This is a genomic window from Lutibacter litoralis (genome assembly GCF_014646675.1).
Taxonomy (GTDB): domain Bacteria; phylum Bacteroidota; class Bacteroidia; order Flavobacteriales; family Flavobacteriaceae; genus Lutibacter; species Lutibacter litoralis.
The window spans coordinates 163,718-187,898 of the sequence record NZ_BMNS01000003.1 but is presented as its reverse complement, the minus strand read 5'-3'; the positions used below and the strand labels follow the sequence as shown (position 1 = coordinate 187,898).

General features: G+C 30.1%; 23 protein-coding genes. 18 read left to right on the top strand and 5 right to left on the bottom strand.

Annotated features, from left to right (window positions below; genetic code table 11):
* The first annotated feature begins 1 nt into the window (after position 1).
* From coaD to IEW75_RS05685, 4 genes are all read left to right on the top strand, one after another.
* Complete coding sequence (gene coaD / locus IEW75_RS05700) at positions 2 to 457, top strand: pantetheine-phosphate adenylyltransferase (RefSeq protein ID WP_134247768.1); 456 nt, start codon at positions 2 to 4, stop codon at positions 455 to 457.
* Between the two features lie 7 nt (positions 458 to 464).
* A complete protein-coding gene (locus IEW75_RS05695) occupies positions 465 to 2,198 on the top strand; it encodes a M14 family metallopeptidase (RefSeq protein ID WP_134247767.1) in 1,734 nt (577 codons plus the stop codon).
* Between the two features lie 8 nt (positions 2,199 to 2,206).
* Positions 2,207 to 3,025: a DUF1853 family protein gene (locus tag IEW75_RS05690; protein ID WP_229714405.1), complete on the top strand. Its 819-nt coding sequence runs from the start codon at positions 2,207 to 2,209 to the stop codon at positions 3,023 to 3,025.
* 160 nt (positions 3,026 to 3,185) lie between these two features.
* Positions 3,186 to 3,974 (top strand): alpha/beta fold hydrolase, encoded by a 789-nt coding sequence (locus IEW75_RS05685; RefSeq protein WP_134247766.1) that lies wholly within the window; start codon positions 3,186 to 3,188, stop codon positions 3,972 to 3,974.
* 181 nt (positions 3,975 to 4,155) lie between these two features.
* Here IEW75_RS05685 and IEW75_RS05680 read toward each other — a convergent pair whose 3' ends face one another.
* Both IEW75_RS05680 and lpxD read right to left on the bottom strand, forming a co-directional pair.
* Positions 4,156 to 4,635, bottom strand: a complete 480-nt coding sequence (locus IEW75_RS05680) for a hypothetical protein (RefSeq protein ID WP_134247765.1) — start codon at positions 4,633 to 4,635, stop codon at positions 4,156 to 4,158.
* Positions 4,636 to 4,691: 56 nt separating this feature from the next.
* A complete protein-coding gene (gene lpxD / locus IEW75_RS05675) occupies positions 4,692 to 5,678 on the bottom strand; it encodes a UDP-3-O-(3-hydroxymyristoyl)glucosamine N-acyltransferase (RefSeq protein WP_134247764.1) in 987 nt (328 codons plus the stop codon).
* Positions 5,679 to 5,891: 213 nt separating this feature from the next.
* On the opposite strand from lpxD, the gene IEW75_RS05670 reads away from it, so the two are divergent.
* The 7 genes from IEW75_RS05670 (at position 5,892) to IEW75_RS05640 (ending at position 14,643) form a co-directional block, all read left to right on the top strand.
* Positions 5,892 to 8,207: a type IA DNA topoisomerase gene (locus IEW75_RS05670; protein ID WP_134247763.1), complete on the top strand. Its 2,316-nt coding sequence runs from the start codon at positions 5,892 to 5,894 to the stop codon at positions 8,205 to 8,207.
* A complete protein-coding gene (locus tag IEW75_RS05665; protein WP_134247762.1) occupies positions 8,194 to 8,769 on the top strand; it encodes a pseudouridine synthase in 576 nt (191 codons plus the stop codon). Before IEW75_RS05670 ends, IEW75_RS05665 begins: the two co-directional genes overlap by 14 nt.
* 109 nt (positions 8,770 to 8,878) lie before the next feature.
* Positions 8,879 to 9,337: a (2Fe-2S)-binding protein gene (locus IEW75_RS05660; protein ID WP_134247761.1), complete on the top strand. Its 459-nt coding sequence runs from the start codon at positions 8,879 to 8,881 to the stop codon at positions 9,335 to 9,337.
* 89 nt (positions 9,338 to 9,426) lie between these two features.
* Positions 9,427 to 11,619, top strand: a complete 2,193-nt coding sequence (locus IEW75_RS05655) for a xanthine dehydrogenase family protein molybdopterin-binding subunit (RefSeq protein ID WP_134247760.1) — start codon at positions 9,427 to 9,429, stop codon at positions 11,617 to 11,619.
* A gap of 106 nt (positions 11,620 to 11,725) precedes the next feature.
* Complete coding sequence (xdhC, locus tag IEW75_RS05650; RefSeq protein WP_134247759.1) at positions 11,726 to 12,487, top strand: xanthine dehydrogenase accessory protein XdhC; 762 nt, start codon at positions 11,726 to 11,728, stop codon at positions 12,485 to 12,487.
* Positions 12,477 to 13,109 carry a nucleotidyltransferase family protein gene (locus tag IEW75_RS05645; RefSeq protein WP_134247758.1) on the top strand — a complete coding sequence of 211 codons (633 nt, stop codon included), beginning with the start codon at positions 12,477 to 12,479 and terminating at the stop codon, positions 13,107 to 13,109. Before xdhC ends, IEW75_RS05645 begins: the two co-directional genes overlap by 11 nt.
* A gap of 337 nt (positions 13,110 to 13,446) precedes the next feature.
* A complete protein-coding gene (locus tag IEW75_RS05640; protein ID WP_134247757.1) occupies positions 13,447 to 14,643 on the top strand; it encodes a thrombospondin type 3 repeat-containing protein in 1,197 nt (398 codons plus the stop codon).
* 857 nt (positions 14,644 to 15,500) lie between these two features.
* On the opposite strand, the gene IEW75_RS05635 is transcribed toward IEW75_RS05640, so the two are convergent.
* Complete coding sequence (locus IEW75_RS05635) at positions 15,501 to 17,123, bottom strand: SulP family inorganic anion transporter (RefSeq protein WP_134247756.1); 1,623 nt, start codon at positions 17,121 to 17,123, stop codon at positions 15,501 to 15,503.
* 81 nt (positions 17,124 to 17,204) lie between these two features.
* On the bottom strand, positions 17,205 to 17,786 hold the full coding sequence (locus tag IEW75_RS05630) for an NUDIX hydrolase (RefSeq protein WP_229714404.1): 582 nt from the start codon (positions 17,784 to 17,786) through the stop codon (positions 17,205 to 17,207).
* 7 nt (positions 17,787 to 17,793) lie between these two features.
* On the opposite strand from IEW75_RS05630, the gene pyrE reads away from it, so the two are divergent.
* Both pyrE and IEW75_RS05620 read left to right on the top strand, forming a co-directional pair.
* Positions 17,794 to 18,435: an orotate phosphoribosyltransferase gene (pyrE, locus tag IEW75_RS05625; protein WP_134247754.1), complete on the top strand. Its 642-nt coding sequence runs from the start codon at positions 17,794 to 17,796 to the stop codon at positions 18,433 to 18,435.
* Positions 18,436 to 18,444: 9 nt separating this feature from the next.
* Entirely contained in the window at positions 18,445 to 18,834 is a 390-nt protein-coding gene (locus IEW75_RS05620) for an SRPBCC family protein (RefSeq protein WP_134247753.1), read from the top strand.
* A 19-nt stretch (positions 18,835 to 18,853) separates the two neighbouring features.
* Here the strand turns inward: IEW75_RS05620 and IEW75_RS05615 are convergent, their stop codons facing one another.
* Entirely contained in the window at positions 18,854 to 19,591 is a 738-nt protein-coding gene (locus tag IEW75_RS05615; RefSeq protein WP_134247752.1) for a biotin--[acetyl-CoA-carboxylase] ligase, read from the bottom strand.
* 85 nt (positions 19,592 to 19,676) lie between these two features.
* On the opposite strand from IEW75_RS05615, the gene rsfS reads away from it, so the two are divergent.
* Genes rsfS through IEW75_RS05590 form a run of 5 tightly spaced genes read left to right on the top strand, consistent with a single transcriptional unit; the run spans position 19,677 to position 24,175 of the window.
* A complete protein-coding gene (gene rsfS / locus IEW75_RS05610) occupies positions 19,677 to 20,048 on the top strand; it encodes a ribosome silencing factor (RefSeq protein ID WP_134247751.1) in 372 nt (123 codons plus the stop codon).
* Positions 20,049 to 20,080: 32 nt separating this feature from the next.
* Positions 20,081 to 22,072 carry an ATP-dependent zinc metalloprotease FtsH gene (ftsH, locus tag IEW75_RS05605; protein WP_134247750.1) on the top strand — a complete coding sequence of 664 codons (1,992 nt, stop codon included), beginning with the start codon at positions 20,081 to 20,083 and terminating at the stop codon, positions 22,070 to 22,072.
* 43 nt (positions 22,073 to 22,115) lie between these two features.
* Positions 22,116 to 22,703 carry an LUD domain-containing protein gene (locus IEW75_RS05600; RefSeq protein ID WP_134247749.1) on the top strand — a complete coding sequence of 196 codons (588 nt, stop codon included), beginning with the start codon at positions 22,116 to 22,118 and terminating at the stop codon, positions 22,701 to 22,703.
* A gap of 3 nt (positions 22,704 to 22,706) precedes the next feature.
* Positions 22,707 to 23,522 carry a phosphatidate cytidylyltransferase gene (locus IEW75_RS05595; RefSeq protein WP_134247748.1) on the top strand — a complete coding sequence of 272 codons (816 nt, stop codon included), beginning with the start codon at positions 22,707 to 22,709 and terminating at the stop codon, positions 23,520 to 23,522.
* A 2-nt stretch (positions 23,523 to 23,524) separates the two neighbouring features.
* Entirely contained in the window at positions 23,525 to 24,175 is a 651-nt protein-coding gene (locus IEW75_RS05590) for a phosphatidylserine decarboxylase family protein (RefSeq protein ID WP_134247747.1), read from the top strand.
* Positions 24,176 to 24,181 lie beyond the last annotated feature (6 nt).

Sequence of the window (24,181 nt, the reverse complement as noted above, 5' to 3'; positions counted from 1 at the left end):
TATGCGAAAAGCAATTTTTCCAGGATCATTTGATCCAATTACATTAGGTCATGTAGATATTATTAACAGAGCTTTGCCTTTATTTGATAAAATTGTGATTGCAATTGGAGTAAACGCCGATAAAAGCTATATGTTTTCTTTAGAAGAGCGTATACAATTTATAAAAGAAAACTACAAAAACGAACCTAAAATAACGGTAGAAACCTATTCTGGCTTAACAACAGATTTTTGTCAGAAAATAAATGTCGATTTTATTTTAAGAGGTTTACGGAATCCAGCAGATTTTGAATTTGAAAAAGCCATTGCACAAACCAATAGAAAACTTTCTAATATAGAAACTGTATTCTTATTAACTTCCTCAGACACTGCTTTTATAAGTTCAAGTATTGTTAGAGATGTTTTCAGACATGGTGGTGACATTACAGGTTTTGTTCCAAAAAGTGTTTACAAAAAGTAGATTTTTCATGAAGAAAATAATTCTATTACTTTTAGTTGTTACTATTTCTTGTAATAAAAGCACTGTTGATTTTACTACTAAGTTTGAAAAATCTGAAGGTCTAGAAACCACAACTTATGCTGAAACTATTGTTTATTTTAAACAATTAGCCGCTGAATTTCCAGAAATCTCAATACAAGAAATTGGTGTAACAGATAGTGGATACCCGCTTCATTTAGTTATTTTTAATAGCGACACTTCATTTGATTTTAATAAAATTAAAGAGACCTCAAAAAATGCAATTCTAATAAATAACGCCATTCATCCTGGTGAATCTGATGGTGTAGATGCTTCAATGTTATTATTAAGAGATATTGTTCAAGATAAAAATAAAATAAAGGAATTAGAAACTATTATTTTGGCTTTTATTCCTATTTATAATATTGGTGGAGCATTAAATAGAAATAGTTATTCCAGAGCAAATCAAAACGGACCAATAGAATACGGGTTTAGAGGAAATTCAAGAAACTTTGATTTAAATAGAGATTTTATAAAAGCGGACACAAAAAATGCACGTGCATTTGCTGAAATTTTTCATTTGGTAAATCCCGATGTTTTTATTGACAATCACGTAAGTAACGGAGCAGATTATCAATATGCAATTACACATTTATTTACACAACATAACAAACTAGGAAACGATTTAGGTGCTTTTATTGAAAACAATATGAGACCAGAGATTGAAGCCGATTTACTTAAAAAAGACATTATTATTACACCTTATGTTAATGTTTGGGGATCAACACCAGAAGCTGGTTTTAGTCAGTATTTTGACTCTCCAAGATATTCTACCGGATATACAACTCTTTTCAATTCTTTAGGGTTTATGGTAGAAACACATATGTTAAAATCCTATAAACAACGCGTAGAACAGACTTACAGTTTATTGGAAAGCGCCATAGATTTCACAATAAAAAATGGTTCAAAAATTAAAGAATTACGTAAGACTGCAGTTGCCAATATTTTAGAAAAGAAATCGTATCCCATAACGTATCAAGTTGATAAAGATACTTTTACCGAATTACAATTTAAAGGTTACGAAGGCAGTTTAATTGACAGTAAAGTAACCAACGGAAAAAGATTGTTTTACGATAAAACAAAACCATTTACTAAAACTGTTAAATATTACAATCAGTTTAAAGTTGCTAAAGAAGTTATAATTCCAAAAGCCTATATTTTAAATCAAGGTTGGTGGAAAGTTATGAATAGATTAATTGAAAATAATATTGAATACACAGTTTTTAAAAAAGATACCATAATTACTGTTGAAGAGCAACACATTAAAAACTATAAAACAAGAACTTCTGCGTACGAAGGTCATTATTTGCATTATAATACTACCGTTTCAACTTCAACAAAAGAAATTACTTTTAACAAAGGCGATATTTATATTCCGTTAAATCAATTTGGCGTTAGGTATATTATAGAAACTTTAGAGGCTTCAGCAACAGATTCATTTTTTAACTGGAATTATTTTGATAGTGTTTTACAACAAAAAGAAGGATATTCTGCCTACGTTTTTGAAGATATTGCAGAACAATTTTTAATTGAAAATCCAACAATAAAAAAAGAACTTGAAAATAAAATAAATTCAGATCCAGATTTTGCAAAAAACCCAAGAGCTCAACTTGATTTTGTGTATAAAAAGTCTCCTTATTACGAAACGGCTCATTTAAAACTACCAACTTACAAAGTGTTTTAAATGGATTTATGATGGATTTAAAAACAAAAGATATACAATTACAATACGAAGGTTTTTTAAATACTCCACAACTTTGGGAAAACAATGAAGTTTTTGAATTACAACAATTTGAACTTCCAAAATTAAAAACTCCAATATTTGAAGGTGTTCTACAAAAAAATCAACGTTTAGGAAAACGAGTTGAGAGTTTTTTAAGTCATCTATTAAAACAAGATGTTACAGTTAAAATTTTAGTAGAGAATAAGCAAATTCAAAATAAAAAAATTACGGTTGGCGAGTTAGATTTTTTAATAGAAACATATAAAAATCCAATTCATTTAGAAGTTATTTACAAGTTTTACTTGTATGATGCTTCTGTTGGAGAAACGGAATTAGAACATTGGATTGGACCAAACAGAAGAGATAGTTTAGTCTCAAAATTAAACAAATTACAAGACAAACAATTACCGCTACTTTACAATTCGTTTACAAAACCATTATTAACTAAATTGAACTTAAAACCTAAGACAGTTCAACAACAAGTTCTTTTTAAAGCGCAATTATTTATTCCATATCAAGCAAAGAATATTGAACTTAAACCACTGAACAAGAACTGTGAGAAAGGATTTTACATTCATTTTAATGAGTTGCAACAATTTAATAAGTGTAAGTTTCACATTCCTTCAAAAATAAATTGGTTACAAGAAATTCAAATACAAACCAAATGGCAGACTTTTGAACAGTTTGCTCAAACAATTGAAGTATTTTTAAATCAGAAATCAGCACCACTTTGCTGGTTGAAACATCCAAACGGAGAAACCGAAAAGTTTTTTGTTGTTTGGTGGTAAATTATATTTTTAAGATTTCATCTTTATTTTCAGTTATTAAACTGAATAAATCTAAAACTAAGAACCTCTAATTTTATCCATTTTTAAAGAAAAAAAGAAAAACAGATTTATAAAATAGTTTTCAGTATTTTTGCAAACGCTACTATGCTAAATATAATACATGTTAAATTTTACTACTTACAAACATAAAACATCTGAAGATTGGGTAACTTTTGTCCACGGAGCTGGAGGAAGCTCTTCTATCTGGTTTAAACAAATTAGAAGTTTTAGTCAAGTATTTAATGTATTGGTGCTAGATTTAAGAGGACACGGAAATAGCAAACATGTTTTAAAAGATGCTTTTAGAGAAAAATACACATTTGATGGTATAACCCATGATATAGTTGAAGTAATAGACCACTTAAAAATTAAAACATCGCATTTTGCAGGAATTTCTTTAGGTACTATATTAATTAGAAATTTGGCAGAGAAGCATCCAGAACGTGTAAAAAGTATGATTATGGGAGGTGCTATTATGGAACTCAACTTAAAGTCTCAATTTTTAATGCGCGTTGGTGTACTTTTTAAATCGGTAGTTCCTTATTTAATATTATATAAATTATTTGCATTTATTATTATGCCGAGAAAAAATCATAAAAAGTCTCGTTTAATTTTCGTGAATGAAGCTAAAAAATTATACCAAAAAGAATTTGTAAGATGGTTTAAATTAACCTCTGAAATTAATCCATTATTACATTTTTTTAGAACAAAGGATATTAAAATTCCTACATTTTATATTATGGGAGAAGAAGATCATTTGTTTTTACCCTCCATAAAAAAAGTAGTAGAAACACATTTAAAATCGACACTTTTTATAATAGAAAACTGCGGTCATGTAGTGAATATTGAGCAAGCTCAAATATTTAACCAAAAATCAATACAGTTCATTAAAAATCAACAACTTACTTAGCTTGGAAGTTGAAAGATTTAGTACGTAAAATAACGTTTTCTTTTATCGCCATGTCATACCTGCGAAGGCAGATATCCATTCTCTGTTACTTTGTACTCATGTTAGATTTGTTTTTTTTGAAGCTTGGTGTAGATTCCTGTTTTCACAGGAATGACATTTGTACAAACCAAATCAACAAAAACTACTTAGGCCATTTTATAGTGTCGTCATTTATAAATAATGGAGACCATTGTATTTCATCTAAAATACCATCTGTTAGCCAAAAATTAATGGATTTTTCATCAATTTCAATAACTTTATGATCTTCATTATCGTTATCAGAACAATCTTCAACAAACACTTCACCTAGATCAATTTCATCTAACTGATCAACTAATTTTTTTTCACTTAAACCAATTAGGGAAGCATCCTCTAATTCATAAAAATCAGAGCTTATAGAAAACATCATTAATTTCCAATTTTCAGCTTCATCAAAACTAATTGATAAAAACAACTCATCATATTCCCAAGATTCTGTTGCATCGTTTGCAGCATCTGAATGTGAATATTTGTCGATAAATGCAGGTTCTCCAAGTAATTCTTTAACTTGCTCTCTAGACATTCCAAATTTTAGAAATCCCAGTCCAACACCAGGCTTAATTTCTTTTAATTCTTTTAACATTATAAAGTTTAATTAATAATTTTTAAGCAAATATAATTTATTATCCGTTACTAAATTTATCCTTTTCCAAGCTTTTTTAATGCCACCCATTGTCTAAACATATCTCTTGCCTCAGTTGCAGGATAACCTACTACTGTTTTACCAGCCGGAACATCACTCATTACACCAGAACCCCCACCAACAACAGCTCCATCACCGATTGTAATATGGTCTTTAATTGAAGATGCTCCGCCAATGACAACACCATCTCCTAAAGTAACAGAGCCCGCTAAACCACTACTTCCTGCCATAATACAAGAACGACCTAAAATACAATTATGAGCAATTTGAACTAAATTATCAATTTTACAACCATCGCCAAGTATTGTTGAGCTAAATTTTGCACGATCAACCGAAGAATTTGCTCCAATCTCTACATTGTTTCCAATTTTTACATTACCTATATGAGGTATTTTAACCAATCCTTTACTCTCTGGTCGATACCCAAATCCATCTGCACCAATACTTACATTTGAATGAAAAATACAATCAGTTCCTACCTCAGTTCGCTCACGAATAACAGTTCCAGACCAAACTACGGTTCTATCTCCAATTATAGTAGCATCAAAAATTGCAACATTCGGATATAAAATTACGCCATCTCCAATTTCAACATCTTTTCCAACATAACAATTTGCTCCAATTTTGCAGCCTGCTCCAATTTTTGCAGTTTCGTGTATTACAGCTGTTGGGTGTAAATCAACATCAAATTGCGGAAGAGTCGGCTTAAAAAGATCTAATACCTTAGCCATTGCTAAATCAGCATTTTTAACTTTTATAATTGCACGGTTTTTTAGAGGTTCAATAGTTAAATTATCGCTAACAATTGCGGCACAAGCATTTGAATTTTCCCACAAATGAACATACTTTTTATTTCCAATAAAAGTTATTTCATTTGTTCTTGCTTTTTCTAAGTGTTCTGGACCAGTAATATTTTGAGTAGTATTGCCAATTAATTCACCGTTTAAAAGTGTATTAATTTCATTAATAGTATATGATTTCATTGGTTTTATGGTATTTAGACTAAAAATTCTAAAAGCTATAAATATATTATTTTTAATTTTAATAGTTACTTACTTCCCTTCTAAATAAAAAACTAAATTATAGTTACAAAAAATTCACTTTTTTATACTTCTAAATTTATCTTGCATTTTAAAAATGTTGGTTCCTATTTCTATTAAAATTTAGTACTTTGCAACTTTAAAACCAACTATTAAATGAAAGTTTGTATAGCCGAAAAACCAAGTGTTGCTCGAGAAATTGCTACAGTTCTAGGAGCAACTACAAAACGCGATGGTTATTATGAAGGAAACGGCTATGCCGTTACCTATACTTTTGGTCATTTATGTACGCTTTTTGAACCAAATGACTACAAACCACATTGGAAAAGTTGGGATTTAAATAACTTACCAATGCTTCCCGAAAAATTTGAAACTAAAGTTGTTGCAAATGAGGGCATACAAAAGCAATTTAATATTGTAAAAAGTTTATTCGACAGAGCCGATGTAATTATAAATTGTGGGGATGCCGGGCAAGAAGGAGAATTAATTCAACGTTGGGTTATTAATCAAACAAATTATAAAGGAGAAGTGCAACGTTTATGGATTTCCTCTTTAACTACTGAAGCAATAAAAGAAGGTTTTCAAAATTTAAAGCCTTCAAAAAATTACGATAATTTATATTATGCAGGTTTTTCTAGAGCCATTGGAGATTGGTTATTAGGAATGAATGCTACAAGATTATACACTGTTAAACACGGTGGATACAAACAAATGTTATCAGTGGGCCGTGTTCAAACGCCTACATTGGCAATGCTTGTAAATAGGTTTAAAGAAATTGAAAATTTTAAACCACAACCGTATTGGGAATTACAAACTCTTTATAGAGAAACACAATTTAATTGTGAAGAAGGAAGGTTTTTAAAAAAAGAAGATGGTGAAGTTCTAGCTAATAAAGTAAAAGAAAGTGACTTTGAAATTGTTTCAATTACAAAAAAGAAAGGAAAAGAATATGCTCCAAAATTATTCGATTTAACTGGTTTACAAGTATATTGTAATAATAAATTTGGTTTTTCAGCTGATGAAACCTTAAAAATTGTTCAGAAGTTATATGAGCAAAAAGTAGTTACATACCCTAGAGTTGATACAACATTTTTACCAAATGATGTGTACCCGAAAGTTCCAGCAATTTTAAAAAATTTAACCAATTACCGCACCTTAACTGAACCTTTATTAACTAAAAAAATAAAGAAATCATCCAGAGTTTTTGATGACAAAAAAGTAACGGATCACCACGCAATTATACCAACTGGTGAACAAATAAACTTGCAATACAACCAACAACAAGTATATGATATAATTGTTAAACGTTTTATTGCTGTTTTTTACGACGAATGTGCTGTTTCTAACACCACTGTTACCGGAAAAGCAGATACTGTTTCTTTTAAAACTACAGGAAAAGAAATTTTAAAAAAAGGGTGGAGAATTGTGTTTGAATCTCCTGATACAACTAAAAAAGAAACTGGAATTTTACCAACATTTGTTAAAGGAGAGAAAGGGCCTCACCAACCTTCGTTTTTAGAAAAAGAAACAAAACCTCCAAAACATTTTTCTGAAGCAACACTTTTACGCTCTATGGAAACCGCTGGAAAACAAGTAGATGATGATGATTTAAGAGAATTAATGAAAGAAAACGGAATTGGTAGACCATCTACACGAGCAAATATTATTGAGACACTTTTTAAACGTAAATATATTGTACGTAATAAAAAACAATTGTTGCCAACCATTACTGGAATTAAATTAATTGACACCATTCAAAACGAATTATTAAAATCAGCTGAACTCACAGGTAGATGGGAGAAAAAATTGAAAGAAATAGAACAAGGAACATTTAACGCTGGTACTTTTATAAAAAACATGAAACAAATGGTTGATAATTTGGTGTATGAAGTTCGATCTGAAAAAGTAAGAGCTAATATTTCCGCTATATCAACTTCAAAAAAAACTACTTCTACTACAACTAGTAAAACACTAAAAAGCACCAAAGGAATTATTGCTGAAAAATGTCCGAAATGTAATGTTGGAACTATTTTAAAAGGCTCTACTGCTTATGGTTGTAGTAACTACAAAAATGGTTGTAACTTAAAACTTCCTTTTACTTTTTTAGATAAAAAAATATCAGAAAATCAGTATATCAGACTGTTAAAAAAAGGATGTACCGTAAATTTAAAAGGATTTAAAACTGAAAAAGGTACTGTTGAAGGATTGGTACGTTTTGATGAAAACTTTAATTTAAAATTGGAGGAGAAGAATACTTCAACTCCATTAAGTACCCGAGTTAAAGTGCCTGAAAAAATTAGTTGCCCAAAATGTAAAAAAGGTACTATTTTAAAAGGAAAATCCGCTTATGGCTGTAGCGAATTCAAGAATGGTTGCGAATTTATTTTTAGTTTTGATGAAATCAGAAAAAAAGCTGCTGGACAAACACTTTCCAAAGAACTGGTTTACAATATTTTAAATGAAAAACATTAATCATCAACATTTTGCAATTTTCAAACCTGACGGTTATTTGAGTCAGTTTGTAAATAATGAACAGCGAAAAAATAAAAAAAAATTATTAGGTGAATTTTACGACTTCCCAGAAAATATAATGGCAATTGGAAGATTAGATGAAAAATCTGAAGGCTTATTATTACTAACAACAGATGGAAAAGCAAGTGAACTTATAAGGAGTAAACAGATTGAAAAAGAATATTATGTTCAGGTTGATGGCATCATTTCTAACGAAGCAATTGAAAGGTTAAAAACAGGTGTTGAGATTACTATTGAAACTGGAAATTACACAACAATTCCGTGTAAAGTTTTTTGCTTAAAAGAAACTCCAACCCTTCCAAAAAGAAATAAAAAAATTAGAGACGATCGTCACGGTCCAACAAGTTGGATTTCAATTATTTTAACTGAGGGAAAATTTAGACAAATACGTAAAATGACTGCTGCTGTTGGATTTCCAACCTTACGCTTGGTAAGATTAAGAATTGGTAAGTTTGAACTTCAAAATATGATTCCTGGTGAGGTTAGAAGTATAAACATCTAATTATTTTCTCTTATTATTCGATTAAAATACTGTTATACAAGTACTATTTAAAATGTTTACAAAATTTTTCCTATCTTGTTATTTTAAATAAACTACTAATTTAAAACAAATGATTACACTTCAAATAAATGGAGAAAAACATGCAATAGATGTTGCTCCAGAAATGCCATTACTTTGGGCAATTAGAGATATTATTGGACTTACAGGAACAAAATATGGCTGCGGAATAGGTGTTTGCGGCTCTTGTAAAATACTCTTAGACGATTCTCCCGTACAATCTTGTATGATTCCTGTTACTGCTGCTGAAGGGAAAAATATTACAACTATAGAAGGTCAATCTAAAAATTTACAATTACTACAAAACTCTTGGGAGGAATTAAATGTACCTCAATGTGGTTTTTGCCAGCCAGGACAATTAATAGCTGCTACAGCTTTACTTGATAAAAATGAAAATCCGACCGATGAAGATATTGATGAAGCAATGATTGGAAATATTTGCAGATGCGGAACCTACCAGCGCATAAGAAAAGCAATTCATAGAACTGTTAAACTAAAAAATCAAAGCTAATTATGAAACGAGCGTGCTAAAAGTTTGTCAAAATATAAAATGACAAATTAGCGAACAGCATGTGACCATTAAAAAAAATAAAATACCACATGAAATCTATAAAAAATATAAGTCGTAGAAGTTTTGTTAAAAGTATTGGTTTAGCATCTGGAGGATTGATTTTAGCCTGTAATACATCAGTATTTTCAGATAAAGAAAAAGCTCCTGAAAATTTAATCAATTTTAATCCAAATTTATTTGTCCAAATAAATTCTGATGGTAGTGTAATTTTAATTGCGTCACGTTCAGAAATGGGAAATGGCGTTAGAACGTCCTTACCTTCAGTTATTGCTGATGAAATGGAAGCTGATTGGTCAAAAATTACAGTTCAACAAGCGGTAGGAGATAAAAAATATGGTGATCAAAATACCGACGGATCTAGAAGTATTCGCTATTTATATGAACCTATGCGAAAAATGGGCGCCATTGCAAAGGCCATGTTAATTGCGGCGGCTGCTCAAAAATGGGAAGTACCAGCAGCTGAATGTTCGGTGGAAAATCATTTTATAATTCATACAAGTGGTAAAAAAATTGGTTTTGGAGATTTGGTTGAAATTGCTAAAACATTGGAAATTCCTTCCGATACAAATTTAACCTATAAAGACCCTAAAGATTTTAAATATATTGGAAAACATCTAAAAGGAGTTGATGTTGCAGCATACGCAAACGGAAGTGCTATTTTTGGTTTAGATAAACGTTTATCAAACATGAAATTTGTGGCAATTGCTCGTTGTCCTGTCGCCTTTGGAACAGTAAAATCTTTTGATAAAACAAGAGCCTTAAAAGTTGCAGGGGTATTAGATGTTATTGAAATTCCAAGAATTGAAAAACCTTTTGGGGCGCTTGGTGGTGTTGCTGTTATTGCAACTAATACTTGGGCTGCTTTTAAAGGAAAAGAGGCTTTAAAAGTTGATTGGGATTTTGGAGATAATAAAGTGTATGATTCTGAAAAATATATGAGTCAAATAACTGAAAATGTTCACAAACTAGGTAAAGTTGGAAAAGATATAGGAAACATTAACAATGCTTTTAAGAAAGCTGCAAAAACCATAGAAAGCACTTTTCAGTTACCACATTTAGCACATGCTCCAATGGAGGTCCCAAATGCAGTTGCTTGGGTAAAAGATGACACTTGCGAAGTTTGGGCACCAACCCAAGATCCGCAATCTGCAAGAAAAGAAGTAACCGATTATTTAGAAACTTCTGAAGATAAAGTAACCATTAATGTCACTTTTTTAGGTGGTGGTTTTGGAAGAAAATCAAAACCAGATTATGTAGTTGAAGCCGTAATTGTTTCCAAAGCAATAAATGCTCCTGTTCAAGTTGTTTGGACACGTGAAGATGATATTAAACACGGTTACTTTCATACCATTAGTGCACAATATTTGAAAGCTTCCTTCGATAAAAATGGAAAAGTAACAGGTTGGTTGCATCGTTTTGCACTGCCTTCAATAGTTTCAACATTTCAACCTGGAGTAGATTTTGCTGCTGGTTTTGAAATTTCAAGTGCTGCCAATGTTCCTTTTGATATTGAAAATTTAAAAGTAGAAGTTGGACAAGCACCAGCACATGTAAGAATTGGTTGGTTGCGTTCTGTAATAAATATTCCTCACGGATTTTCAATTAATGTTTTTGCAGATGAATTGGCACACGCCACAAATAAAGATCCTTTAGAATTTCGTTTAAATTTAATTGGAAATGATAGAATTGAAGACACAAACGATCCAATAAAATATGATACTGCACGACTTAAAAATGTATTAAAAATTGCTGCAAAAAATGCTGATTGGGGAAAACAGCTACCAGAAGGTCACGCCTATGGCTTGGCAGTTCATTATAGTTTTTATTCCTATGTTGCATCAGTTGTTGAAGTTTCTATGAAAAATAACAAGGTAAAAGTTCATAACGTTTATTCTGTAATTGACTGTGGAACTGTGGTTAATAAAAATACTGTTACTGCACAAATGGAAGGTGCTGCAATATTTGGAATGCAATTAGCTTATTATGGAAAAATTACAGCAAAAAATGGTGCAATCGAACAAAATAATTATAATGATTATAAAATGATTCGGATAAATGAAATACCACAAGTTCATGTAGAAATTGTTGAAAGTACTGAAAAACCAACTGGTGTTGGTGAACCAGGCGTACCTGTTATTGCACCTGCAATTATAAATGCAATTTTTAAACTAACTGGAAAACGTTATTATAATTTACCTTTGAGTGATTATGACTTGGTTTAAAGTAAATTGGTTATCTGGTAGTAAAATCTGAAATTGAAGGTTCCGAATTCATAAAAAAATGATTAATTTTAATCCGTTAAAAATCCAAACTGTTAAACCTTTTTAAATGAATAATTGGATTGAATTACTTTCAGAATTTAAACGCACAAAACAACCTATTGCGCTGGTTACCGTTACGAAAGTTTTAGGTTCTGCTCCCTGTAAAGTTGCTTCAAAAATGATTGTTACAAAACAGAAAGAAATTTTTGGAACTATTGGAGGTGGAAAATTAGAATTTCAAGTTATTGATGAAGCTGTAATTGCCATAACTGAAAATACTATAAAAGAATTTTCTTACACACTTGGACCAGAATTTGAGCAATGCTGTGGAGGAAAAGTAGAATTAATAATTGAACCTATGAATAAAACTCCTGAATTGTACTTATTTGGAGCAGGCCATATTGGCATGGAATTATGCAATGTTTTAAAAGATACTCCTTTTAATATAACTTTATTAGATGTGCGTAAAAATTGGAAAGAAAACTTGACAATTGATAAAAATATTACTTTTTCAAATATTGATTTTGATTTGTATAAACAATCTATTAATTGGGGGCCTAATTGTTATGTGGTTATTATGACACACGATCATAAATTAGATTTTGAAATAACTGCGTTGGCCTTACATTCTAAAACTAAGTATATTGGCTTAATTGGCAGTAAAACCAAAAAGAATAAATTTAACAATATGCTTAGAAATGAATTGAATTTTGGAGCTGGTATTTCACCTGTACATTGTCCGGTTGGTTTAGATTTAGGAGGCAATTCACCCAAAGAAATCGCCATAAGTGTTGCTGCCGAGTTGTTGAAAGTACATTATGGAAAATAAACCTGTTTTTGTATTACTTGCCGGTGGAAAATCTGAACGAATGGGTATTGCAAAAGGCTTATTGAAATACCAACAAACGTATTGGATTTTAGAACAACTACATAGAATTTCAAAAGCCAATATTAAAGAAATTTATATTGGACTAGGTTTTAATTTTGAACAATATTTTAATGCCATTCCTTGGTTAGAAAATGCACAACGTAATTTTATAGAATATGAGGGGTTGAAAGTAAAAGTAATCATTAATAAAAATCCCGAATATGGGCCTTTTTCAACGCTTCAAACAATTTTAAAAGTGGTTCCAAAAACTTCTGAAATATTAGTAAATAATATTGATATTCCAATTTTAAATTCAGAAGAGCTTTCTGAAATTATTTCATTAAAGAATGAAATTGTATTCCCTAAGTATCAAGGAAAAAATGGACATCCTATAAAAATGAAGAACTGCTTCTGGAAAAGCCTTTTAAATTTAGATATTTCAGACGACAATGCACGTTTAGATTTTCAGCTTAAAAAAGTAAACCCCGCAAAAATTTCAACAATTGAAGTTTTTGACAGGGCTATAATTATGAATTTAAACACTAAAAAAGAGTGGGCTACTTTTTTACAAGAATCTATTTAGAAAGCTCTAGATTTTAATCAAAAAAAATCTTAAATCGTAAAAATACTAATTTCTTTTCTTTGATATTTAGATTAATTTTGTAAAGAAAAACCCTACTTCAATGACACCAATTTTTTAATTAAAAAAATTCAATAATTTCAATATTGAAATTATTATAAATAAATATCTTAATTAAAAATGATTATTGATAATTTATATATTTTTTAAAATGTTTATTGATAATTTATATATTTTTTTAAAATTATTACAATTCATTAAAAATAACGTCTATATTTGTTCTTTACTTTTTTCATAAAGAGTATTTTAAGTTATTTAAAAAAACAAAATAGAACTATCTATGAAAACTTATTTTAACGCCTTTTTTCTACTTTTATTAACAATTTCATGTGCTCCCGAAGAAGCAATTGTAAATAATTATAATCTTTCTACAAAGGTTGAACCTGCAAACTCTGGAACTATAGCTTCCATTAGTCAACCTAATAGTAATGTTGTTCAATTATATGCTGTACCTGCTGAATTTTACCTATTCAAAGGGTGGAAATCAGAAAATGCAACAGATCCGTTAATAACAGAAAATAATATTTTCGTTGTCTTAGACGCTAATAAAGTTGTTACGGCACTATTTGAATTAAAAGATACAGATGAAGATGGTGTAACTGATGATATTGATTTATGTCCTGATACTCCATCTTACGAAGCTGCAGATGCAAATGGATGTTCCATTTCTCAAAGAGATAGCGATAACGATGGTGTTATGGATGACATTGACAATTGTATTCAAACTGAAAATCCAGATCAATTGGATTTTGATTCAGATGGTATTGGAGACGTTTGTGATAATGATATAGATAATGATGGTATACTAAATGAACTTGATTTATGCGCTGAGACTCCGATAGATGAATTAGTTAATGGAGACGGCTGTTCTCCTTCTGAAATAGGTGTTCAAGGTGTGAATTTTATGAATTCATATCTTTCTGGGGGTTCAGCTGATGTCATTGAAATTGCTGTGAAGGGTGAAAGCGCTTCTATTTATGAGGAGTTATCATCAGATCCTGCTTGTAATGATGCATGGTATCCCCGAGGTTCACTGTGTGATCAAGAACCATATGTAAATGACCCTGATTTTAGTTACCGTCAAAACGGAAATTCTGGAGCAACTTGGGGAATAGATGATTTTGATTTTAATGCCTATGGAATTCTTGTGATTGACTTAGGTAGCGAACAGTTTATAAATACTATGAGTGTTTTTCAGATGTTTTCAGATGGTAAAGCAACACATATTGAAGCTTATGCATACCCTAATGCTACGGCAGCACCATCAAGTTCAGATAGCAATTGGTCTCAACTTTTTCCTTACACTGAAGTGGGTGAAGGAACTGAAATTGATTCAAACACTGTTTCTGACCCCTTAAAAATTCAATTTACAACAGTATATACTCGTTACATTATGCTTTATGTAAAAAACGATGGATCATTAGGTGATGAAGATTATATTGAATTGAGGCAAGTAAAAGCATTTTATACTGACTAATTATTATTGTTATTATAATTAACAAAAAATCCACTTCAATAAACGGAAGTGGGTTTTTTATTTTGCACAATAATTTCTTTTAAGCTTTGATAATTCTTTTTAACTAGTCATGTGATTACTAAAACTTATAAAGTCCTTTATTATTTATATTTCTAAACAGTTTGTGTTACTTTTTTGAATCAATTTAAAATACCTACATTTATTTAATTGGTAAATTCTAATAACAATCAATATAGTCCAAAATTAAAACTAATTACTAGGGGTTGCACTCATTCTAAAACTATTAGTACACTTATAAAGAACTATTTAAATATCTCAGGAGTTTCTGCCAAATGATTACGAGGATTATCAACTGCAAGATGAGAGCCTTCTGTTTCTTATGTAAATATTTTTATCCCTTTTTTTCTATTCTCATAGTTAAAGTTATAAAATCTTGTTTTCAATAATTATTTCTGTGCCCTTTTATACTTAGCATTGCATTCGTTTATATTAAAAACCATAATTTTATTTCTATTGATTTGGAGTTTTATATTTAGCGATTTCTGTTAACTAATGTGGGTACTAATTACTATTTTTAAAGAAAATCTAGCTAAAAAATCCTACAAAATTTCTACAATTGAAGTTTTAGCCAGGGCAATTATTATGAATTTAAACACTAAAAAGGATTCGGCTACTTTTTAGAAAATTCTACAATTTGATAGATACCTGCCTATGGATGCAGGGTAACGTGATTGTTTTAAAAAATACTATAACTTCCTATATCTAAGACAAAAAAGAGACTTTATTGTCAATCCTGTGAAAACAGGAATCCACTTATATATTGAAAATAGATACCTGCCTACGCAGATATGACAGTTTTATTTTTCAAATAAACCTTTAGTAAATTCTTCAGGGTTTGCCGCTAAATGATAACGTGGATCGTCTATAGCTTCTAAAATAACTTCATAAAACTTTGGACTAGATTTATACAATAACACCTTACATTCTTCACTTAAATGTTTTAAATGAATTGTTTTACCAGCATTTTCATATTTTTCAACCAAATTAAAAATCGCTTCTACAGCTGAATGATCTGCAACACGAGATTCAACAAAATCAATTTCAACTGAATCAGGATCGTTTTTTACATCAAATTTTTCCATAAATGTTGAAATAGACCCAAAGAATAAAGGTCCCCAAATTTCATAAATTTTGGTACCGTCTTCTTTCATTCTTTTTCTGGCTCTAATTCTGGTAGCATTTTCCCAAGAAAATACCAATGCACTAAATATTACCCCTGCAATTACAGCAATAGCTAAATCAAAAATAACAGTTAATGCAGAAACTAGAATTAATACAAATAAATCGGCTCGTGGAATTTTATTAATAATTCTAAAACTACTCCATGCAAATGTTCCAATAACTACCATAAACATAACTCCTACAAGTGCAGCAATTGGAACTTGCTCTATATATGATGAACCAAATAATATAAATAATAGCAACATTACTGCTGCTACAACTCCAGACAATCTACCTCTACCTCCACCTTTTATATTTATAATAGACTGTCCAATCATAGCGCAACCTCCCATTCCACCGAATAAACCTGTTACAATATTTGCGCTTCCTTGCGCAACACATTCTTTATTTCCATTTCCTCGCGTTTCAGTTAAATCGTCAATTAAGTTCAACGTCATTAATGACTCTATTAATCCAATTGCAGCTAATATTAATGCATACGGAAATATAAACACAATAGAATCCCAGGTAAATGGAATTTTTGCAAATGTTTCTAATTTTAAAGTTGGAAAACCTCCTTTTAAACCAGCTCCACCACCATCACGTATAAAAGATCCAACAGTTGCAACATCAAATTTTATAAAAATAGCAATTCCAGTTACTACCAAAATAGCGATTAAAGCCTCTGGTAATTTTTTAGCTTTTTTAATTTTTGGCAAACCCCACATTATAAGCATTGTTAAAGCTACCAAACCAATCATTAAAAATAATTGACTGCCTTGCAACCAAACTTTTTCTCCTGCCACTGTTCTTTTAAACATTCCTAATTGTGAAAGAAATATTACAATAGCCAATCCGTTTACAAAGCCCATCATTACTGGATGTGGAATTAAACGAACAAATTTACCAAGTTTTAAAACACCTGCTAAAACTTGAATTACTCCCATTAAAATTACGGTTGCAAATAAATAATAGAGTCCTAAATTTTCGCCTGGATCTCCTAAAGCATTTCCTTCAGAAACCAGACTTACCATTACTACTGCTAATGCACCAGTTGCTCCAGAAATCATACCTGGTCTTCCTCCAAAAATTGAAGTAATTAAACCTACTATAAAAGCAGCATACAAACCTACTAATGGATCAACACCTGCAACAAACGCAAACGCAACAGCTTCTGGCACCAAAGCTAAAGCAACTGTTATTCCTGATAAAACATCGTTTCGAACGTTTGAAACTCTTTTTGTAATAAATTCATTCATAAGTAGTTAATTTTAAAAAGCGGCAAATATAAGGCTTTTTCTAAGGACTAAACAATTATAATTAACGAGTTACGAAAACGTTTAAAATAATAGTTTAATGTTTTCGTAAGTATTTGCTAAAGCTTCTTTAGTTTCGACTTTATTCTTAAAAACAGCTTCTTTAATAGCTTCTTCTGCTTGAGGAATTAAAATACCAGAGAAATCTGTTTTCATTAAAAACCAATAAGTAATTTTTAAAATAGTTTTTTCTTTTCTTTCAAAAATATGATAGGTCGTTTGCAACGATTTTTTAATGGTCAGATTTGTAACCCCGCATTCTTCTTCAGTTTCTCTAACAGCACAATCTTCAACAGATTCTCCTTTTTCTAGTTTACCTTTTGGTAAATCCCATTTATCAAATCTATAAATAAAAAGTACTTCATTTTTAAAATTCAACACCTTTCCTCCTGCTGCTTTTTGTATTTTAAAATGAGATCGAAACTGTTTCCAAGCTTCTTCTAAATCACTACAAATAATACAAATTCCACTTAATTTATTTTGAAATAAATCAGCTACAATTCCCTTAATATTAAAGGATTTGAAAGTTTCCTTTTTATATATTGTTGAAATATTATTGTTTTCTGTCAAAATAATTGGACAGTCATTCACAAAAACTTTATACATTTGCATTATGATTATCAACAAAGATACTGCAAAAAAAACTGCTGAGCTTTTATTACAAATAAAAGCCATAAAGCTACAACCAAACGATCCGTTTTCTTGGGCATCTGGTTGGAAATCTCCTATTTATTGCGATAATAGAACAACGCTATCTTTCCCTAAAATAAGAAATTATTTAAGAGAAAATTTAGCCACTATTATTGAAAAAGAATATGGAAAACCCGATGTTATTGCTGGTGTTGCAACTGGTGCAATTGCTATTGGAGTTTTGGTTGCCCAACATTTAAATGTGCCTTTTGTGTATGTTAGACCAGAGCCGAAAAGCCACGGAAGAAAAAATCAGGTTGAAGGACTTTTAGAAAAAAACAAAAATGTTGTTGTTGTTGAAGACTTAATAAGTACCGGAAAAAGTAGTTTAAACGCTGTTAAAGCTTTAAAGGAAACAGGTGCTAATGTTAAAGGAATGGTCGCGATATTTAATTACGGCTTTAGAATTGCAGACGAAAATTTTAAAGAAGCTGATGTTAAATTAATTACATTGAGCGATTACGATCACTTACTAGAGCAGTCTTTAGATAGCAGTTACATTTCAACAAAAGAATTACAAACACTTCAACTTTGGAGAGAAAATCCAAGTGAATGGAATCAATAAAAAACTAATATGAATTTAGAAACTAAAAAATCAGTTATAAATAAATCTCAAAAAGATTTTTTTGAATATTTAACAGATCTCAATAATTTTGAACATTTAATGCCCGAAAACAACACCAAGTTTGAAGTTGATGGTGAATCGTTTATTTTCGGTTTAAAGGGGATGCCTGAAATTAGACTGGTTGTTAAAGAAAAACAAGAATTTAATAAAATTATTTTAGGAGCTGCAAGTAGCAAATTGGATTTTTCTCTTACAGTTAATATTGATGTAGTAGCAGAAAACTCTTGTGAAACACAATTATTATTTGAAGGTGATTTTAATCCAATGATGGCGATGATGGTAAAAAAACCACTTCAAAAATTTATTGATACCTTAACTGAAAATGCTTCAAAATTATAAGGGATAACAAAAACAATATTTAACGACTCGCAAATTTGATTTCTTTTAAATTAAATTTGCGAGTTTTTTCGTTTTCAAGCTCAATTACAAGTCTTCCGTTTTCGTCAACAGTACAAATTTTACCTAAAAAGATTAATCCGTTAGCATCTTCAAACATTGATGGCGTATTAATTTTATACAATTGCGCCAAGTATATCTTTTTTAAAGACTGGAAGTCTTCTTTTTCTAAATAATCGACATATTTTTGAATAGAATCAACAACTTTAAATAACAATTCATCTAAATTAAAATTTGTACCAGTAAGTTTTTTTAAAGAAGTTACATTTCCAATATCTGTTGGAAATTCTAATTGATTCACGTTTAAACCAATACCAATAATTGAATGATGAATATTTGTACCCTTTAAAACATTTTCAATTAAAATACCTGCTAATTTATCTTTTTCTGCCAATATGTCGTTTGGCCATTTAATATTTAATGACATACCTAGATAGGGTCGCAAAGCTGAAATTAAACCTAAAGAAACTGCCATACTTAGGTAAAACTGATCTTGAATTCTAAACCTATTAAAATTCAACAACAAGCTAAACGTCAGGCTCTTACCCTGTTCTGCCTCCCAAGTTGTTCCTAATTGTCCTCTCCCCAAAGTTTGCTGATTAGCTACCACAGCCGTAAAGTTTTCTAAAGTGCTTTTTTGAGCGAGCTCCTTTAAGTAAGAATTGGTAGAATCAATGGCATTAAGTTTGATTATATTCATTTGAAGGTTATAATTATAACAAAGTTATTTATTTGACAATTTATGATAAAAAAATAATAACTTTGCAACCAAATAAAAAAAATTAATGACAAAAAAAAATGTAAGCGCAGATGAATTAATTGCGGTGATTATTAAGGCAATAGACGAAGTTAAAGGTATTGATATTCAAATTTTAGATTTAAGAGATATAGAAAATACTGTTTGCGACTATTTTATTATAGCTACTGGTACTTCTAATACCCATGTAAATGCCATTTCTGGTATTATTCAAAAGCAAGTTGGTAAATTGTGTAAAGAAAAACCTTGGCACGTTGAAGGTGAAGGAAGTGCCGAATGGATTTTAATAGATTATATTAATGTAGTAGTGCATATTTTTCAAAAAAATGCTCGAGAATATTACGATATTGAAAGCCTGTGGGGTGATGCTAAAATTACATTAATACCTACATCTAATTAAGAAATAATTTCAACTTATTGAAAAACAACTAAATGAGTCAAGAGAAAAAAAATACTTCAAAAAATAAGAATATAAAACCTCCTAAATTTAATTTTTACTGGATTTACGGAGCTATTTTTGTACTTTTTATAGGTTATCAGATCTTTAATAGCGATAGTTTATCGACTAAAAATTTGAGTCAGAATGAATTTGAAAACATTCTTTCAGAAAATGATATTGAACGCATTTCAATTATAAATAACGCAGTTGCCAACATTTTTATAAAGAATGAGGCGCTAGAAAAAGAACAACATAAAAAAAATAAAGGTTCACTTTATACTGCAAATTCACCAATTTACTACTACAAATTTGGTGATTTAAAGAATTTTCAAGAAAAATTAGAAGCTTCAAAAGAAGAATATCAGCTTGATTTTGATATTAAATTTGAAGAAAAAACAAATCTGTTAGATCAATTATTTATTTATTTACCATTTATATTTTTAATTGGTTTATGGATTTACTTTATGCGTCGTATGTCTGGCGGTGGCTCAGGAGGTGGCGGCGGTCAAATATTTAGTATTGGAAAATCTAAAGCTAAATTATTCGATCAAGATCAAAAAGTAAAAACTTCTTTTAAAGATGTAGCTGGTTTATTAGGTGCAAAAGAAGAAGTACAAGAAATTGTAGATTTCTTAAAAAGTCCAGATAAATATACTTCCCTTGGTGGAAAAATTCCAAAAGGAGCTTTATTGGTAGGACCTCCAGGAACAGGTAAAACCTTGTTAGCAAAAGCTGTTGCAGGTGAGGCTGGAGTTCCTTTCTTCTCACTTTCTGGTTCAGATTTTGTTGAAATGTTTGTAGGTGTTGGAGCATCTCGAGTACGAGATTTATTTAAACAAGCACAACAAAAAGCACCTTCAATTATTTTTATTGATGAGATTGATGCTGTTGGTAGAGCACGTGGAAAAAGCAATATGACAGGTGGAAATGATGAAAGAGAAAACACCTTAAACCAACTATTAACTGAAATGGATGGTTTTGGAACCGATACTAATGTAATCGTTATTGCAGCAACCAACCGTGCCGATGTATTGGATAAAGCACTTTTAAGAGCAGGTAGATTTGACCGACAAATTTATGTTGATTTACCTGATTTAAAAGAGCGTGAAGCAATTTTTAAAGTTCATCTTAAACCTATAAAAATTCATAAAGATGTTGATGTAGAATTTTTATCTCAACAAACACCTGGTTTTTCTGGAGCAGATATCGCAAACTTGTGTAACGAGGCTGCTCTAATTGCTGCTAGACAAGATAAAAAAGCTGTTCATCATCAAGATTTTTTAGATGCCGTAGATAGAATTGTTGGAGGTTTAGAAAAGAAAAATAAATTAATTTCTCCAAAAGAAAAGAAGACAATTGCTTTTCACGAAGCTGGACACGCCACCGCTAGTTGGATGTTAGAACATGCCGCACCTCTTGTAAAAGTTACTATTGTGCCTAGAGGACAATCTTTAGGAGCTGCTTGGTATTTACCAGAAGAGCGTCAAATTGTGCAAGCAGAACAAATGTTAGATGAAATGTGTGCTACCTTAGCAGGTAGAGCAGCAGAAAAATTAATGTTCGATAAAATTTCTACTGGTGCACTAAACGACCTGGAAAAAGTAACAAGACAAGCTAAAGCAATGGTTACTGTTTATGGGCTAAACGACAAAATTGGAAATATAACTTATTATGATTCTAGCGGTCAGTCTGATTATAATTTTACAAAACCATATAGTGAAGAAACAGCTCAAACTATAGATAAAGAAATTTCTCTAATTATTGAAGAACAATACCAAAGAGCCATAAAAATACTAACCGAAAATAAAGAAAAGTTGGTAACTTTAGCTGAGCTTTTATTGGAAAAAGAAGTAATCTTTAAAAAGGATTTAGAAGTGATTTTTGGTAGCAGACCATTTGATAAAGATGAAGTAATTGAGAAAATTGAAGAAATACATTCTTCTGAAGCACCAAATATTGAAAATTCATCGGAAACAACGGAGTAGTTTCATAAGTTTTTCATAATTTTGAATTTATTCAAAGTAGCTAATGAATTTATTCAAAAAATTATTTAATACTCCAAAAGAAAAGGTAACTGAAGAACCATTTTCAGAATTACAAAACTTACCACTTGATCAAATTTTTGTTAAAAATTTTATTAAGAATAGTGGTAAGTTTTTGTATTGCACCACATTACAAGAGGTAATTGCAAATTTAAATAATATAATTCAAGAAAACTCTTGGAAAACTATTAGCTGTAACGATAATGATTTATTAAAACTTATAAAATCATTAAGTCTTAAAACTACTGATAAACTAACGCAACAATTTCCGATATTTTTAAGTTGTGAGCACTTAATTGCTGAAAATGGAAGTATTTTATTTTCTTCAAATCAACTAAAAGAGCATAAAATCTCCGAATTATCAGAGAATTTTATAGTTTATGCTACAACCAGCCAGTTAGTAGCATCTAAAGGTGAAAGTTTAACAGGCATAAAAACACGTTACCAAGGCAATATACCAAGTAACATTAGTGCTATTAAAAATTACAATCTAAACTGTAAAGATGATGATTTTATGAATTATGGTAATACAAATTCAAAAAACCTATATTTACTGCTTTTTGAAGATTTATAATTTATGGGAAAACTTTTAACAAGAGCACTATCAGGACTAGTTTTTGTAAGTGTTTTAATATTTTCAATACTCTACAGTAAAATTACATTTATTTGTCTTTTTTTTGCTTTAATGATGTTGTGTTTGTATGAATTTAAAAAAATGATAGCTTTAAAAAGTGTGTTTCCATACTTAATTGGCTGTTTGTTTTTCGTTTTTGGAAACATTTTAAATGTTGAAGACATTCCTTCAAGGATAATTTTCGAATATGTTGGAGTCGCTTTATTTTTAACTATTTTTATAACTTTTGCATCGATATTATTTGCTAAAAAAGAAGAAGTAATTAGTCATTTAGGAAAAATATTTTTATCTGTAATCTATATAGTCGTTCCGTTTACATTAATTGTTCAAATTCCATTTTTAAACGCTTCTTTTAACTATGTAAACTCCTCCATTTTAGGTGTCTTTATTTTAATTTGGGTAAACGATAGTTTTGCATATTTAGTTGGTAAAAATTTAGGAAAACATAAACTTTTGGAACGAATTTCACCAAACAAAACTATTGAAGGGTTTATTGGAGGAATGTTATTTACTTTTATAGCCAGTTTTATATTAACACATCAATTTACAAGCTTAACACAAACCCAATGGATTGTTATTGCAGGAATAGTTAGTATATTTGGAGTGTTAGGAGATTTAATAGAATCTATGTTTAAGAGACAAGCTGGGGTTAAAGATAGTAGTAACTTTATTCCAGGTCACGGAGGTTTTTTAGACAGGTTCGATAGTGTAATTTTTGCAGCTCCATTCATTTTTATCTATTTACAATTAGCACATTAGTTATGTTTCACAAAGAGGGTTATAAAATAATTTTAATTTCAACTATAATTATTGGAGTTGGAATAATACTTATTGAAAATTTTGTAAGTATAAACTGGTTAAATAAACTTTTAGCTGTATCATTATTACTTTTTTATATAATTATTTTGCAGTTTTTTAGAAACCCAAAACGAAATACTACTTTAAATGATTCTGCAATTATAGCTCCTGTTGATGGAAAAGTAGTTGTTATTGAAGAAGTTTTTGAAAAAGAATATTTTAATGATCAAAGAATACAGGTATCAATATTTATGTCACCATTAAATGTACACGTAACAAGATACCCTGTAAGTGGACTTGTAAAATTTAGCAAATACCATCCGGGTAAGTTTTTAGTTGCTTGGCATCCAAAATCTTCTGAAGAAAACGAAAGAACTACAGTTGTAATTGAAAATAAAACTTATGGAGACGTTTTGTATAGACAAATTGCAGGCGCTTTAGCGAAACGCATTGTAAATTATGCAAAACCTAATATGCAAGTAATTCAAGGTGAAGATGCGGGGTTTATTAAATTTGGATCTCGAGTTGATTTATTTTTACCTTTAAACACTAAAATTAAAGTAAATTTAAACGATAAAGTTAAAGGAGGAATACAAACTATTGCCGAAATATAGGATTGA